We start from the raw sequence: 13468 nt of genomic DNA on the forward strand, positions 1-13468 counted from the left end.
GGGAACTGCAACCCGCCGCCATCCTATTTTCGAGAAATTACAATGACCAATACGATCGTAAACTGGGTATCCGGTGCCCTTGTGAACGCCACCAGCGGCCAGCAATTGCCGGTCTACAACCCTGCCACTGGCGTGGTCACAGGCCAGGTGCAACTGGCCAGCCACGCTGACGTAAACGCTGCCGTTGCCTCAGCCAAAGCGGCCTTTCCGGCGTGGAGCAACCTGTCGCCACTGCGCCGCTCACGTGTTCTCAATAAATTCTTGGCACTGCTCAACGAGCATCGTGATGATCTGGCTCGGCTGATCACTGCCGAGCATGGCAAAGTTTTCAGCGACGCCCAAGGTGAGGTCATGCGGGGTATCGAGATCGTCGAATTCGCGTGTGGCGCACCGCAGTTACTTAAGACTGACTTCTCCGACCAGGTCAGCACCAATATCGACAACTGGACGCTGCGCCAGCCATTGGGCGTGGTCACCGGTATCACACCCTTCAACTTCCCGGTAATGGTGCCGATGTGGATGTTCCCGCTGGCGCTGGCTACGGGTAATACCTTCGTGCTCAAGCCCAGCCCGATAGACCCAAGCCCTAGCCTGTTTATCGCCGAACTGCTTAAGCAGGCCGGTCTGCCCGATGGCGTGTTCAACGTCGTGCAGGGTGACAAGGAGGCCGTCAACGCGCTGCTCGAGCACCCAGATGTCGAGGCCATCTCGTTCGTGGGTTCCACGCCTATCGCAAACCATATCTACGAGATTGGGGCTCGCCACGGTAAACGTGTTCAGGCCTTAGGCGGCGCCAAGAACCACTTGGTTGTTATGCCAGACGCCGATATGGATCAAGTCGTGGATGCGCTCATGGGTGCAGCCTACGGTTCGGCGGGCGAGCGCTGCATGGCCGTCAGCGTGGCAGTTTTCGTGGGTGAAAACACAGCAGAACAGGTCCTTCCTAAGCTGATCGAGCGTACCCGCGCACTGAAAGTGCTAAACGGTACCAACAACGACGCGGAGATGGGACCGATCATCAGCCGTGCTGCGCAACAACGCATCACCGGTTATATCGAGCAAGGTGTCGCGGAAGGCGCAACGCTGCTGGTCGACGGCCGTGGCTTTGATGGCGAGGCCGCAGGCGAAGGCTGCGGCGATGGGTTCTGGATGGGTGGCACGTTGTTCGATCATGTCACCCGGGACATGCGCATCTACAAGGAAGAGATCTTTGGGCCGGTGCTGGCTTGCTTGCGGGTCAAGGATTTCGCCGAGGCAGTGGCGCTTATCAATGATCACGAATTCGGCAATGGCGTGAGCTGTTACACCCGTGACGGTCACGTCGCGCGTGAGTTTGGTCGTCGTATTCAGGTCGGCATGGTCGGTATCAACGTGCCTATTCCAGTGCCCATGGCGTGGCACGGCTTTGGCGGTTGGAAGAAAAGCCTGTTCGGCGACATGCATGCCTACGGAGAAGAAGGTGTGCGTTTTTATACCAAGCAAAAGAGCATCATGCAGCGCTGGCCGCAGGCTACTGCCAAGGGTGCTGAGTTCGCGATGCCAACCAGCCACTAAGGCTATCGTTAAAGTCGCGTGAACGGCCCCGCACTGCAGTGCGGGGCCGTTTGCATTCAATAATTGCTATCGAGCAGTTCGGTATTTTTACCGGCTTGGATCGCAATCCAGAAACGCGCAGTGCCATTGGTTGACGTGGGTTTGATTCCCGTCAGTTGCTCCACCAACTTGAGCCGATAGACGAGTGTCTGGCGATGAACACCGAGGTCGAAGGCGGTCGCTTTCCAGTTGCCATCGTTTTCGAGAAACCTCATTAATGTTGGCAAAAGTACCGCCCCTTGCGCGCGGTCATGCTCCATTAGCGGTCCCAGGTATCGTTCTATTAATGCACGCGCTTCGGTCAACGATTTTGGTGCCATGATCAGCCCAGTCTCAGTATCGCCGTAACGCAGTCTGTCCGTGCCGACTTCCTGAGCCTGTGTCAGCGCTAGGCGCGCCTGTCTGACGCTTTCACGAAAGCCCGTTGCCTCTGCGATCGGCCTACTTATTCCAATCACAGTGCCTTCACCGAGGTTGCTGAGCAGGGCCTCGAGTGTAGCGTTGTCATCAGGACTGATTGCTAGCAGCAGGCCTTTGTCGCTGAGCAATAGTGGGGGGGCAATGTGCAGAGCAGGGGCATGGTGTATTTCATCCGCACACCAGAACCCATTTAGACCTGGGCGTATAGCAAGACTGACTAGCGTGCCGGTAAGGCCGCGGCGTTCCAGTAGAGGGCGCGCCAGAATGAACGGTGTCTCGCTCTCCAGTAGGCTGCGTAACAGTGCCGATCCTTCCTCGCGCTGCAGATCACGTTGGATCATCAATCGTTCGAGTTCAACGCCGAGCAGGCCGACCAGCGAGCGTACCAGGATGGCGTCATCCAGTGTGCGCTTGCCGTTGCGGGTCAGGACGAGGTTGGCTCGCGCTCGGCCAGCGATCGCTATCCGCTCAACCCCTTCCATATCTTGCTGTCCCGATGGTTTCGTATCGACGATATTGATGCCGCTGACCGCATCCTCAATGGCCAACTCAAGGTCCAGCGTGCTGGCGAGAATTGAGAGTCGACCTGCCATGTCGGGTGCCTTGCGTAGCGCATCGGCGTAAGTCTGGAACAGCCGCTCGCTGGCGTTGAACCGTTCGCGCTGGGCATTCAGAACGCTTTCGATCACGTAGTGAGAAAGCTTGACGAACTCGAGCTCGAAACTGGCACGAAGGATCGGAAACAACATGCGATCGGCCGCTTTCAGCATCAAGCGCGATAGTTTTGGGGCATCGTGTCTGGGAGCGACCACCAACGCACTGGCATTGCAATGCGCCAGTTGCTCCAGCCAGGCAACCTGATCTTGCGCGGCACGTGGAATGCCCACCCCGGTCGTCATGACTAGGTCGCCGGGAGAAATCCATCGCCATGGGTCTGGCAAGTCGACGGCATGAGCCCAGGATATCGGCCTGCTGGTAGCGGCGAGGCCTGCGACTGCTTTCAGCTTCAGCAGCTCGACATTGATCAAGTCCTGTACCGTTAGCATGGGATTGTCGTTCCGTATTTTTGAGTTGTCATGCTACCGGGTAAAGCCGGGGTGAACCATGTTTGCGCAAGAGCACCTCATTGTGAATGGGTGTTTTTGATCGAGAAGGTGTCAAGCCTCTATTGAGCAGGTACAGCGTTCCAAAATGGAAGAAATATTCCGCTTGAACGCGAATTTCAGATCTGCTGATTAGTCGAACGCGGGTTGACTTAAAGTAGGCGCGAGGACTTCAAAATGGCTAGGTCGTTTTTACACCGCAGAGGCAATTTCTGGCGGCCGCCAAAGGCCGACTTCGGTCAGTCGTGGGGGTGATAGTCCGGCAGCACAGCGCTCTGTTGCTTCTGGCCTTGGCGCTGAGTTGGTGTCCATGCGTATCGGACTCTGCCCCGCTCTTTTTCAACGCCATTTCTATCGCGTTTGATGCCGCAGATGATTGAGCACCTGCGACTCTGGTTTGAATAGACAACTATCCTTGTTCAAACGTGTGAATTATTCGCAAAGCTTTTCGCGAACTGAGCGGCGATACGGCCTGATTTTGAACCCCGTTGGGTTGCCCAGCGTACCGCATGCATATGCGCCTCTTCGAATCGAGATTCAGGTACATCGTAAGTAGCAAGCCACTGATTCACCGCTTCAAGATACTCGTCCGGGGAAAAAGCATAAAACGATATCCAGAGACCAAAACGATCCGACAACGAGACTTTTTCTTCTACCTCTTCCCCGGGATTCAAAGCACCGTTTTCACCGCGTGTGGCGTGATGGTTGTCAGATATCTTGGACGCCATGAGATGACGCCGATTGGATGTTGCGTAAATCAAAACATTATCGCTTTGCGACGCGATAGTGCCGTCTAACGTTGTTTTCAAACTTTTGTAGCCGATATCTCCTTCTTCAAAAGAGAGGTCGTCACAGACAATGATGAACTTTTGAGGTCGATCCGCCAGCAGCTCAATCACCTGGGGCAAATCCGCCAAGTGATCCTTGTCAATTTCGACAAGACGCAGGCCATTAGCATGGAATCGCTGCAGACAGGCCTTGACCAACGATGATTTACCCGTACCTCGGGCGCCTGTCAGCAATACGTTGTTGGCAGGAAGGCCTTTGACGAAGCAATGGGTATTGTGCTCAATCAACCTTTTCTGGCGATCAATATTCTTGAGCTGATCGAAGCTCATCAACGCAGGTCTGGGGATGGGCACCAGCCTGCCCTGGCCAACTCCGTTGACGGACCTATATTGCCACGCATAAGCGAGAGCGTCGGAGAACGTGTCCTCACTAAAAACTCGGGGATAGGCGCGCTCCAGACTGTCTGCGATTCTTGTAAGTTGAAGCACGAGTTGAGCTTGAATATTGTCCACGGCGGGCGGCCTTTAACGTTTAGGATTGGGCTGGTACTGCCACTGATAGCGCTATGATAAAAGCATCCCGAATAGGTGTCTCACGACAGATGGGCCGCCATGTACGAAAAATGGACATGCTCAAAGAAAAAACGACAGATAAAAGCATCGGAACCAGCCAGCATCCTCCCCGAACCGTATTCACATCGTTCTCTGACGGTCACTGGGTATCCAGTCATAGTCACGATCAAGCTCAGTTGCTATACGCGATTGAAGGGGTATTGGTGATTGGTACTGTCACTGGCCGGTGGGTGCTGCCGAGCAACCGCGCGTTATGGATCCCTCCCAATACCGAACACTGGACACGAATGGTCGGGGCGGTTCAGCTTCGCAGCCTTTATCTGCAGCAGCTCCAGGCCCCCCGAATGCCTGCTCACTGCTGCATCGTTGAAGTATCACCTTTGTTACGTGAACTGATCCTTTCAGCGATGACGATTCGCGAACCATTCTCGGCGGATACCCGTAATGAGTGGATCATGAAATTGCTCGTCGACGAGCTTGACTACATCCCGCTTCATGCCATGCATTTGCCGTTACCTGACCATCCGAAGCTTGCTCATGTATGTCATCTGCTAATCAAGTCGCCCCACCTAGATCTTGCCGAATGTGCTGCGCTATTAGCCGTCAACCCAAGGACACTGCGCAGATGGTTTATGGATGATCTCGGTATGACCTTCGGGAAATGGCGACGGCAGGCCAGATTACAATTAGCGCTTGAATACTTGGCTAAAGGCGAGAGCGTGCTGGGTGTCGCGATCGCCACTGGATATGCCAACCACAGCGCCTTTAGCACGATGCTCCGCAACGAGTTGGGAGTGTCACCTGCCGAATTCGTTACACATCTCCGTCGAGCAGATCAGCTTTCAACTGGCAGTCCTGTGGCTCACTTTCCATAACTCCTGTTGTTCGCACTCAGCCAGGCGCGCCATGGACTGTTACTGTTCCCTGAACAATGCTTTCCCGTCTTAGGTTTTATCCAAAATGCCATCGACATAAACTTGGCTCATCGTCCAGACAAAGCCACAAAACCCCGAAATTTAATGAACCCTCCCCACGCCAACTCGCCTAACTGAATAACTGTCAGGAGGTGACTCATGCAAATCGAAACAATCTGGATCGTGTTGACAGCAGCTCTTTTGCTGTTAGAGCTATGGGCAATCAACAAAATACGTAAAGCCCAAGGCAAATCCAGCAACAAACTCGTATGGATGGTGGTGATCGTGTTTGTACCGCTGTTCGGGCTGATAGCCTGGGCATTGGCGGGGCCAAAATACACCGATCACAACCCGCATTCACCGCAGGCTGGACAATGACGTTGGAGTCTGCGGTTTAAGGCTATGGATCGATCCACGCGTTTTCCTTGAACCGTTCACGTAGCGGCCTGCTCAAGGTTTAGAACACCGGATGCGTCGCGCGGTCATGAAGTGAAGTCCATTCACTTTGAAAAAACCTGCGCGGCTGTTTCCATTGGGCATTGGTGTTGGCCGCAGACGCAGCCTTCGGCAGCTACTACAGCTTGGCGTCCGCTTTGATATCAGAAGTTAGCCGGGGTGTTGGCACTGATGATTTCCGCTTCATCCGCCCCGATATTCCGAAACCGATGCGCCAACGTCGTCGGAAAGTAATATCCATCCCCAGCATTCAGCACACTAATCTGCCCATCAACCGTCAACTCAACCGTCCCCCGCGTAACCAACCCACACTCCTCCCCTTCCGAGTGCACAATCGGCTCTTCCCCCGAACTCGCCCCCGGCGCGTATTGCTCGCGCAACAAGCGCATCTGCCGACTCGGCACCGAAGCGCCAATCAGCAACAACCGCAATCCATGACGGCCGAGATCCGGCTGTTCATTGGCGCGGAACACGTATTGATGCTCACGCGGCGGCTGATCAAAGGTAAAGAAGTCCGCCAAAGACATAGGTATGCCTTCGAGCAGTTTTTTGAGGGAACTGACGGAGGGACTGACGCGATTTTGTTCGATCAGGGAGATGGTGGCATTGGTGACGCCGCTACGTCGGGCCAGCTCGCGCTGGGACAGCTTGTAGCTTTCGCGTACTAATTTGAGTCGTGAGCCCGTGTCCATGACAGCCTTATGCGAAGAATACTTAAGGGTTATGGGGGTGGATGGCGGGCGACTTTTGGCCGCGAGAACACCGCTTCCCTGTCCCGGAAATTTGAAAGGCGGGTATTAAATCACGTTTGGTGGTGTTGCTCAGCAGGTTCGATATACGGCTGAATGAAAAGCCAAAAAAGCGGGGCCGCTTCTCGACCCAACGGGGGCAAGCCCCCTCGCCATAAGCGCTCTTTTGCGTCTGACGCTTAGATGCCGAATCGGTCACGCAGCGCGTAATACGCGGCGCCCATGGCGGTGAGCGGGGCCTGGAAGGTGCGGCCGCCGAGCATGGGCATGTGCGGCAACGATGCGAAAGCATCGAAGCGTTCGGCGTCGCCGCGGATCATTTCCGAGATGAGTTTGCCGGCCAGGTGCGAGCAGGTGACGCCGTGGCCGCTGTAGCCTTGCATGTAGTAGGCGTTTTTCTCGATGCGGCCGAATTGCGGCATGCGGGACATCGTCAGCAGGAAGTTGCCGGTCCAGCGGTAGTCGATCTTCACATCCTTCAGTTGCGGGAAGGTCTTGAGGATTTTCGGTTTGATCAGTTGTTCGATGTCGTCCGGTTCGCGGGCGCCGTAGACCACACCGCCGCCGTACAGCAAGCGGTTGTCGGCGGTGAGGCGGTAGTAGTCGAGCAGGTAATTGCAGTCTTCGACGCAGTAGTTGTTTTTGATCAGGCTGCGCGCAACCTTTTCGGACAACGGCTCGGTGACGGCGATTTGCGAGCCGCACGGCATGCTTTTGCGCGTGACGCGGTTGTCGAGGTCTTGCGGCAGGTAGGCGTTGCCGGCGATCAGCAGGTACTTGGCGCGGACCACGCCTTTGGCGGTGCGCACGGTGATCGGTTCGCCGTAGGTGATTTCCACTGCGGCCGATTGTTCGTAGATTTTGCCGCCCAGACCGATGATGGCCGAGGCTTCGCCGAGGGCCAGGTTCAGCGGGTGGATGTGGCCGCCCTGCATGTCGAGCAGGCCGCCGACGTAGTGGTCGCAACCCACTTCGCGCTTGATGTCCGCCGCGTCGAGCATTTTCAGGTTTTTGTTGCCGTAGCGTTCCCAACTGCTTTTCTGTTCGGCCAGGCCTTTGAGTTGCTTTTTGTTCAGCGCAGCGAAGATGCCACCCGGACGATAGTCGCACTGGATGTCGTAGTGTTGTATGCGCTGACGGATGATGTCGGCGCCTTCGAAAATCATGCTGCCGAGGACTTCGGCGGTCTTGTCACCGTAGCGTTCTTCGATGACATCGACGTCGCGGCTGTAGGAGTTGACCAGTTGGCCGCCGTTGCGACCGCTGGCACCGAAACCGACTTTGGCGGCTTCGAGCACGGTCACGCTGTAGCCGGCTTCGGCGAGGAACAGGGCTGAGGACAAACCGGTGTAGCCGGCGCCGATCACGCAGACGTCGCAGTCCACTGCTTGTTCGAGCACCGGGAAGTCGCCGGTGAAATTGCGGGTGGCGGCGTAGTAGCTGTTTACATGTGTTGTTTGTTTCATAGGTTTCTCCGATGGCCGCTGGCACCTGCCGGCGGCCGCCGTTGTAGAGGTGTTAGAGCTTGATCCAGGTCGCTTTGAGCTCGGTGTATTTGTCGAACGCGTGCAGCGATTTGTCCCGACCGTTACCCGACTGCTTGTACCCGCCGAACGGCGCGGTCATGTCGCCACCGTCGTACTGGTTGACCCAGACACTGCCGGCGCGCAAACCGCGCGCGAAGGTGTGGGCCTTGCTGAGGTTGTTGGTCCACACACCTGCGGCGAGGCCGAAGATGCTGTCGTTGGCGATGGCCAGCGCTTCTTCCTCGGTGTCGAAGGTGATCAGCGACAGCACCGGGCCGAAAATTTCTTCCCGGGCGATGGTCATGGCGTTGGTCACGCCGTCGAAAATCGCCGGTTCCACGTACAGGCCACCGGTGCTTTCGAGGGTGCGGCTGCCGCCGGCGATCAGTTGTGCGCCCTGGTCTTTGCCGACCTGGATGTAGCGCAGCACGTTGTCCAGTTGACGCTGATCGACGACCGCGCCGACGGTGGTTTCCGGGTCCAATGCATGTCCCGGCTTCCAGGCTTCCAGCGCTTCCACCAGCAGCGGAATGAACTGCTCGCGAATCGAACGCTCCACCAGCAAGCGCGAACCGGCGGTGCAGACTTCGCCCTGGTTGAAGGCAATCGCACCGACTGCCGCTTGTGCTGCCGCGCGCAGATCCGGCGCGTCGGCGAACACCACGTTCGGGCTCTTCCCTCCCGCTTCGAGCCAGACGCGTTTCATGTTGCTTTGCCCGGAATAAATCAGCAGTTGCTTGGCAATTGCGGTCGAGCCGGTGAAGGCCAGCACGTCGACGTCCATGTGCAACGCCAGTGCCTTGCCGACGGTGTGACCGTACCCCGGCAGAACGTTGAACACGCCTTTCGGGATGCCGGCATCCAGCGCCAGTTGGGCGATGCGGATGGCGGTCAGTGGCGACTTTTCCGAAGGCTTGAGGATGAACGAGTTGCCGGCCGCGAGGGCTGGGGCGAACTTCCAGCTGGCCATGATCAACGGGAAGTTCCACGGCACGATGGCGGCGACCACACCGGCGGGTTCGCGGGTGATGAGGCCGAGTTGGTCGTGGGGTGTGGCGGCGACTTCGTCGTAGATCTTGTCGATGGCTTCGGCACTCCAGCGGATCGCGTTGGCGGTCGCCGGGATGTCGATGTTCATGGAATCGTTGATCGGCTTGCCCATGTCGAGGGTTTCGAGCAGGGCCAGTTCTTCCTGATTGGCCAGGATGAGGTCGGCGAAGCGAATCAGGATGCGCTTGCGTTCTGCGGGGGCCAACCGCGCCCAGATGCCGGATTCGAAGGTGCGGCGCGCGACGGCGACCGCCGCATCGGTATCGGCTTCGTCGGTGCTGGCAACGTTGGCCAGGAAGCGGCCGTCGACCGGGCTCACGCATTCAAAAGTGTCGCCGCTGAGTGCCGGGCAGTATTGGCCGTCGATGAATGCACGGCCTTCGAGTGTCAAGGACTGGAAGCGTTGCTCCCAGTCGCTGCGAGTGTTTGTCATGGTTGTGACTCGACGCAGAGGAATAAGTAGTCATGAAACCCGTAGGAACTGAGCTTGCTCAGCGCCTACAGGTTGTTCTCCGTCAGACGGTGTGCAAGTACCAGTTGTATTCAAGGTCGGAAATGGAGTTCTCGAACTCGGCCAGCTCGCTTTCCTTGCACGCCACGAACACGTCGATGTACAGCGGATCGATGTAACGGGCCATGACGTCGCTGTCGTCCAGCTCGCGCAGTGCATCGCGCAGGTTGTTCGGCAGGCTCTGCTCGTTCTGCTCGTAGCTGTTGCCTTCCACCGGTGCGCCCGGCTCGATTTCGTTGGTCAGACCGTGGTGAATACCGGCCAGTACTGACGCCATCAGCAAGTACGGGTTGGCATCGGCGCCGGCTACACGGTGTTCGATTCGTACGGAGTCCGGCGAACCGGTCGGTACACGCACGGCAACGGTACGGTTGTCGATGCCCCAGCTCGGCGAGTTCGGCACATAGAACTGCGCGCCGAAACGACGGTACGAGTTGACGTTCGGGCACAGGAACGCCATCTGCGCCGGCAGGGTCTCGAGCACACCGCCGATCGCGTGACGCAGTGCGGCGTTCTGCTCGGGATCCTCGCTGGCAAAGATGTTGTTGCCTTCTTTGTCGAGAATCGAAATGTGCACGTGTAAACCATTGCCCGCCTGGCCCGGATACGGCTTGGCCATAAAGGTGGTGTCCATCTCGTGGTCGTAGGCGATGTTCTTCACCAGACGCTTGAGCAACACCGCGTAGTCGCAGGCCTTGATCGGATCGTTGACGTGATGCAGGTTCACTTCGAACTGCGCCGGGGCGCTTTCCTTGACGATGGCGTCGGCAGGAATGCCCTGCTCTTTCGCGCCTTCGAGGATGTCTTGCAGGCAATCGACGTATTCGTCCAGGTCGTCGATCAAATACACCTGAGTCGACATTGGACGTTTGCCGGAGACCGGCGAGCGTGGCGATTGCGGACGACCGTTCACGTTGTCCTGGTCGATCAGGTAGAACTCGAGTTCGAACGCAGCGCAAATGGTCAGGCCCATTGCATCGAATTTGCTCACGACCTGACGCAGCACTTCGCGAGGGTCAGCGAAGAACGGCTGGCCTTCGAGTTCGTGCATGGTCATTAACAGTTGCGCGGTCGGGCGCTTCTGCCAAGGCTCGATGCTGAGCGTATCAGGGATGGGAAAGCAGATTCGGTCTGAGTCACCGATGTCCAGACCCAGGCCGGTGCTTTCCACCGTAGAACCGTTGATGTCCAGAGCAAACAGAGACGCCGGGAGGTTGATGCCTTTTTCGTAAACCTTATGAAGACTGGTGCGCTCGATGCGCTTGCCGCGCACCACACCGTTCATATCCGCAATCAGAAGGTCGACGTACAAAACCTCAGGATATTTCTTAAGGAATGCGTTTGCTTCGTTGAGTTGAACGGTACGCAGAGGGACCGACATGATGCACCTATTAGCTGTTAATTATTATGTTCACTGCCTTGTTGCGAACTCAGTCAACCCGAACGGCAAAGTGAAGTCAATAGCGAACACTTGACCTCTTAACCTTTATTTTTGGGCCTTTAATGGGCACGAGAGTGCCATGTCAGTCTTGCGCACCGCGTAAACCCTGAAGATCGGACGTACGGCGTTTAGAATTTTTTACATGAGAGTTGTTAATTAAAATCAACAAGGCTAAGCTCCGGAAAAGCTCGTTCAAGTGTGAAACTTCGAGGTGATAAAAATGGCATTCAAGCCATTGATCGGTGTTACTGCGTGCGTCAAACAGATTGGCCTGCACCCTTACCATGTCAGCGGCGACAAGTACTTGCGTGCTGTCAGCGTCGCGGCTTTGGGCCTGCCCGTCGTCATTCCTTCCTTAGGCGATCTGACCGAAATCGATGACCTGCTCGCGCAGCTCGACGGTCTGCTGCTGACCGGCTCACCCTCGAATGTGGAACCCTTCCACTATCAAGGCCCCGACAGCGCCCCCGGCACGGATCACGATCCGCAACGGGACGCCACGACCCTTCCCTTATTGCGCGCGGCCGTTGCGGCTGGCGTTCCGGTGCTCGGTATTTGCCGGGGCTTCCAGGAAATGAACGTGGCGTTCGGCGGCGGCCTGCACCAGAAGGTCCACGAACTCCCGGGCATGCTTGATCACCGGGAAGCGAATCATCCGGACCTGGCGGTGCAATACGCATCGGCGCATTCGGTCAACGTGCAACCGGGCGGCGTGTTCGAGGCGCTGGATTTGCCGCAGGTGTTCCAGGTCAACTCGATTCATAGCCAGGGCATCGACCGACTGGCGCCCGGCCTGCGTGCGGAAGCGATTGCGCCCGACGGTTTGATCGAGGCGATTTCGGTTGAACACAGCCCGACCTTCGCCGTTGGCGTGCAATGGCATCCGGAATGGCAGGTTCTGTCGAATCCTCCTTATTTGAGTATTTTCCAGGCGTTTGGCGACGCGTGCCGGCGACGGGCCGCGCTACGTAATAAGCGCTGACGTCAAACCCGACCAAATCAATTTACTGCCCCGAGCGTCAGGCGGGCGTGCCTTTGCGCGCCAGTCCCTCACGACAACAACAAACGCGATAACAACAAGCACCACCAGGCAGCCAGGACGGCGGCGCCGAATAAGCCCGCCCAGTGCTGGCTTGCAATCAACTATTAAGTCAGGCCGCGTTGGCCCGACGACTGAAACCTGTTGGGAGTTTCACATGGCAAACGCCTCCAGCATCTACAGGAAGGCTCTTGAAGGTCACCCGTCACCGGAAAAGGTGTTGGTGAAAATCGACCGCGTCACCAAGAAGTTCGACGAAACCACCGCGGTGGACGATGTCTCGCTTGAAATCCATCAAGGCGAAATCTTCGCCCTGCTCGGCGGTTCCGGCTCCGGCAAATCGACCCTGCTGCGCATGCTCGCAGGCTTCGAGCGCCCGACCGAAGGACGGATTCTGCTCGACGGTGTCGACATCACCGACATGCCGCCGTACGAACGGCCGATCAATATGATGTTCCAGTCCTACGCGCTGTTCCCGCACATGACGGTGGCGCAGAACATCGCCTTCGGTTTGAAGCAGGATCGTCTGTCCGCCAGCGAAATCGACACCCGCGTTGAAGAGATGCTGCGACTGGTGCATATGACCCAGTACGCCAAACGCAAACCGCATCAACTGTCCGGCGGTCAGCGTCAGCGTGTGGCATTGGCTCGCTCCCTGGCCAAACGTCCGAAGCTGTTGCTGCTCGACGAACCGATGGGTGCGCTGGACAAGAAGCTGCGTTCGCAGATGCAACTGGAGCTGGTGGAGATCATTGAGCGCGTTGGCGTGACCTGCGTGATGGTGACTCACGATCAGGAAGAGGCCATGACCATGGCCCAGCGCATCGCCATCATGCACCTGGGCTGGATCGCGCAGATCGGCAGCCCGGTGGACATTTATGAGGCGCCGGTCAGCCGCATGGTCTGCGAGTTCATCGGCAACGTGAACGCCTTCGACGGCACGGTTGTGGAAGACCTTGAAGGTCACGCGATCATTCACAGCCCGGACCTGGAGCAGAAGATTTACGTCGGTCACGGGGTCAGCACCTCGGTGCAGGACAAGTCGATCACCTACGCCATCCGCCCGGAAAAACTGCTGGTCAGCACCACCCAACCCGATACCCGCTACAACTGGTCCAGCGGCAAGGTGCACGACATCGCTTACCTCGGCGGCCACTCGGTGTTTTACGTGGAACTGCCTGGCGGCAAGGTGGTGCAGTCGTTCATGGCCAACGCCGAACGCCGGGGTTCACGTCCGACCTGGGACGACAAGGTCTACGTCTGGTGGGAAGACGACAGCGGCGTGGTACTGCGCTCATGAAAACA

Annotated in this window: 11 protein-coding genes; 5 read left to right on the forward strand and 6 right to left on the reverse strand. The window is 57.3% G+C overall.

Annotation, left to right across the window (positions count from 1 at the left end):
• Positions 1-42: 42 nt before the first annotated feature.
• Positions 43-1554: a CoA-acylating methylmalonate-semialdehyde dehydrogenase gene (locus ACXPVS_RS06620; RefSeq protein ID WP_458509202.1), complete on the forward strand. Its 1512-nt coding sequence runs from the start codon at positions 43-45 to the stop codon at positions 1552-1554.
• 56 nt (positions 1555-1610) lie between these two features.
• On the opposite strand, the gene ACXPVS_RS06625 is transcribed toward ACXPVS_RS06620, so the two are convergent.
• Positions 1611-3059 carry a PucR family transcriptional regulator gene (locus ACXPVS_RS06625; protein ID WP_458509203.1) on the reverse strand — a complete coding sequence of 483 codons (1449 nt, stop codon included), beginning with the start codon at positions 3057-3059 and terminating at the stop codon, positions 1611-1613.
• A 476-nt stretch (positions 3060-3535) separates the two neighbouring features.
• Positions 3536-4417, reverse strand: a complete 882-nt coding sequence (locus ACXPVS_RS06630) for an ATP-binding protein (RefSeq protein ID WP_458509204.1) — start codon at positions 4415-4417, stop codon at positions 3536-3538.
• Between the two features lie 110 nt (positions 4418-4527).
• On the opposite strand from ACXPVS_RS06630, the gene ACXPVS_RS06635 reads away from it, so the two are divergent.
• Both ACXPVS_RS06635 and ACXPVS_RS06640 read left to right on the forward strand, forming a co-directional pair.
• A complete protein-coding gene (locus tag ACXPVS_RS06635) occupies positions 4528-5352 on the forward strand; it encodes an AraC family transcriptional regulator (RefSeq protein WP_458509205.1) in 825 nt (274 codons plus the stop codon).
• A 198-nt stretch (positions 5353-5550) separates the two neighbouring features.
• Positions 5551-5769, forward strand: a complete 219-nt coding sequence (locus ACXPVS_RS06640; RefSeq protein ID WP_458509206.1) for a PLD nuclease N-terminal domain-containing protein — start codon at positions 5551-5553, stop codon at positions 5767-5769.
• Positions 5770-5990: 221 nt separating this feature from the next.
• Here the strand turns inward: ACXPVS_RS06640 and ACXPVS_RS06645 are convergent, their stop codons facing one another.
• From ACXPVS_RS06645 to ACXPVS_RS06660, 4 genes are all read right to left on the reverse strand, one after another.
• On the reverse strand, positions 5991-6539 hold the full coding sequence (locus ACXPVS_RS06645) for a cupin domain-containing protein (protein ID WP_150747385.1): 549 nt from the start codon (positions 6537-6539) through the stop codon (positions 5991-5993).
• Positions 6540-6775: 236 nt separating this feature from the next.
• Entirely contained in the window at positions 6776-8062 is a 1287-nt protein-coding gene (locus ACXPVS_RS06650; protein WP_458509207.1) for an NAD(P)/FAD-dependent oxidoreductase, read from the reverse strand.
• 52 nt (positions 8063-8114) lie between these two features.
• Positions 8115-9605: an aldehyde dehydrogenase gene (locus ACXPVS_RS06655; RefSeq protein WP_458509208.1), complete on the reverse strand. Its 1491-nt coding sequence runs from the start codon at positions 9603-9605 to the stop codon at positions 8115-8117.
• Positions 9606-9687: 82 nt separating this feature from the next.
• Positions 9688-11064 carry a glutamine synthetase family protein gene (locus tag ACXPVS_RS06660; protein WP_458509209.1) on the reverse strand — a complete coding sequence of 459 codons (1377 nt, stop codon included), beginning with the start codon at positions 11062-11064 and terminating at the stop codon, positions 9688-9690.
• A 280-nt stretch (positions 11065-11344) separates the two neighbouring features.
• Here ACXPVS_RS06660 and ACXPVS_RS06665 point away from each other — a divergent pair, with 280 nt between their 5' ends.
• Entirely contained in the window at positions 11345-12106 is a 762-nt protein-coding gene (locus tag ACXPVS_RS06665) for a gamma-glutamyl-gamma-aminobutyrate hydrolase family protein (protein ID WP_458509210.1), read from the forward strand.
• 214 nt (positions 12107-12320) lie between these two features.
• Positions 12321-13463 carry an ABC transporter ATP-binding protein gene (locus ACXPVS_RS06670; protein ID WP_458509211.1) on the forward strand — a complete coding sequence of 381 codons (1143 nt, stop codon included), beginning with the start codon at positions 12321-12323 and terminating at the stop codon, positions 13461-13463.
• Positions 13464-13468: the final 5 nt, after the last annotated feature.

The organism is Pseudomonas sp. Ma2-10 (assembly GCF_054330215.1).

What these genes read in the sequence shown, in the direction of transcription:
- ACXPVS_RS06670 (WP_458509211.1), top strand. Translation starts at nt 12,321, where the DNA reads ATGGCAAACGCCTCCAGCATCTACAGGAAGGCTCTTGAAGGTCACCCG.
- ACXPVS_RS06650 (WP_458509207.1), bottom strand. Translation starts at nt 8,062, where the DNA reads ATGAAACAAACAACACATGTAAACAGCTACTACGCCGCCACCCGCAAT.
- ACXPVS_RS06645 (WP_150747385.1), bottom strand. Translation starts at nt 6,539, where the DNA reads ATGGACACGGGCTCACGACTCAAATTAGTACGCGAAAGCTACAAGCTG.
- ACXPVS_RS06640 (WP_458509206.1), top strand. Translation starts at nt 5,551, where the DNA reads ATGCAAATCGAAACAATCTGGATCGTGTTGACAGCAGCTCTTTTGCTG.
- ACXPVS_RS06660 (WP_458509209.1), bottom strand. Translation starts at nt 11,064, where the DNA reads ATGTCGGTCCCTCTGCGTACCGTTCAACTCAACGAAGCAAACGCATTC.
- ACXPVS_RS06665 (WP_458509210.1), top strand. Translation starts at nt 11,345, where the DNA reads ATGGCATTCAAGCCATTGATCGGTGTTACTGCGTGCGTCAAACAGATT.
- ACXPVS_RS06625 (WP_458509203.1), bottom strand. Translation starts at nt 3,059, where the DNA reads ATGCTAACGGTACAGGACTTGATCAATGTCGAGCTGCTGAAGCTGAAA.
- ACXPVS_RS06635 (WP_458509205.1), top strand. Translation starts at nt 4,528, where the DNA reads ATGGACATGCTCAAAGAAAAAACGACAGATAAAAGCATCGGAACCAGC.
- ACXPVS_RS06655 (WP_458509208.1), bottom strand. Translation starts at nt 9,605, where the DNA reads ATGACAAACACTCGCAGCGACTGGGAGCAACGCTTCCAGTCCTTGACA.
- ACXPVS_RS06620 (WP_458509202.1), top strand. Translation starts at nt 43, where the DNA reads ATGACCAATACGATCGTAAACTGGGTATCCGGTGCCCTTGTGAACGCC.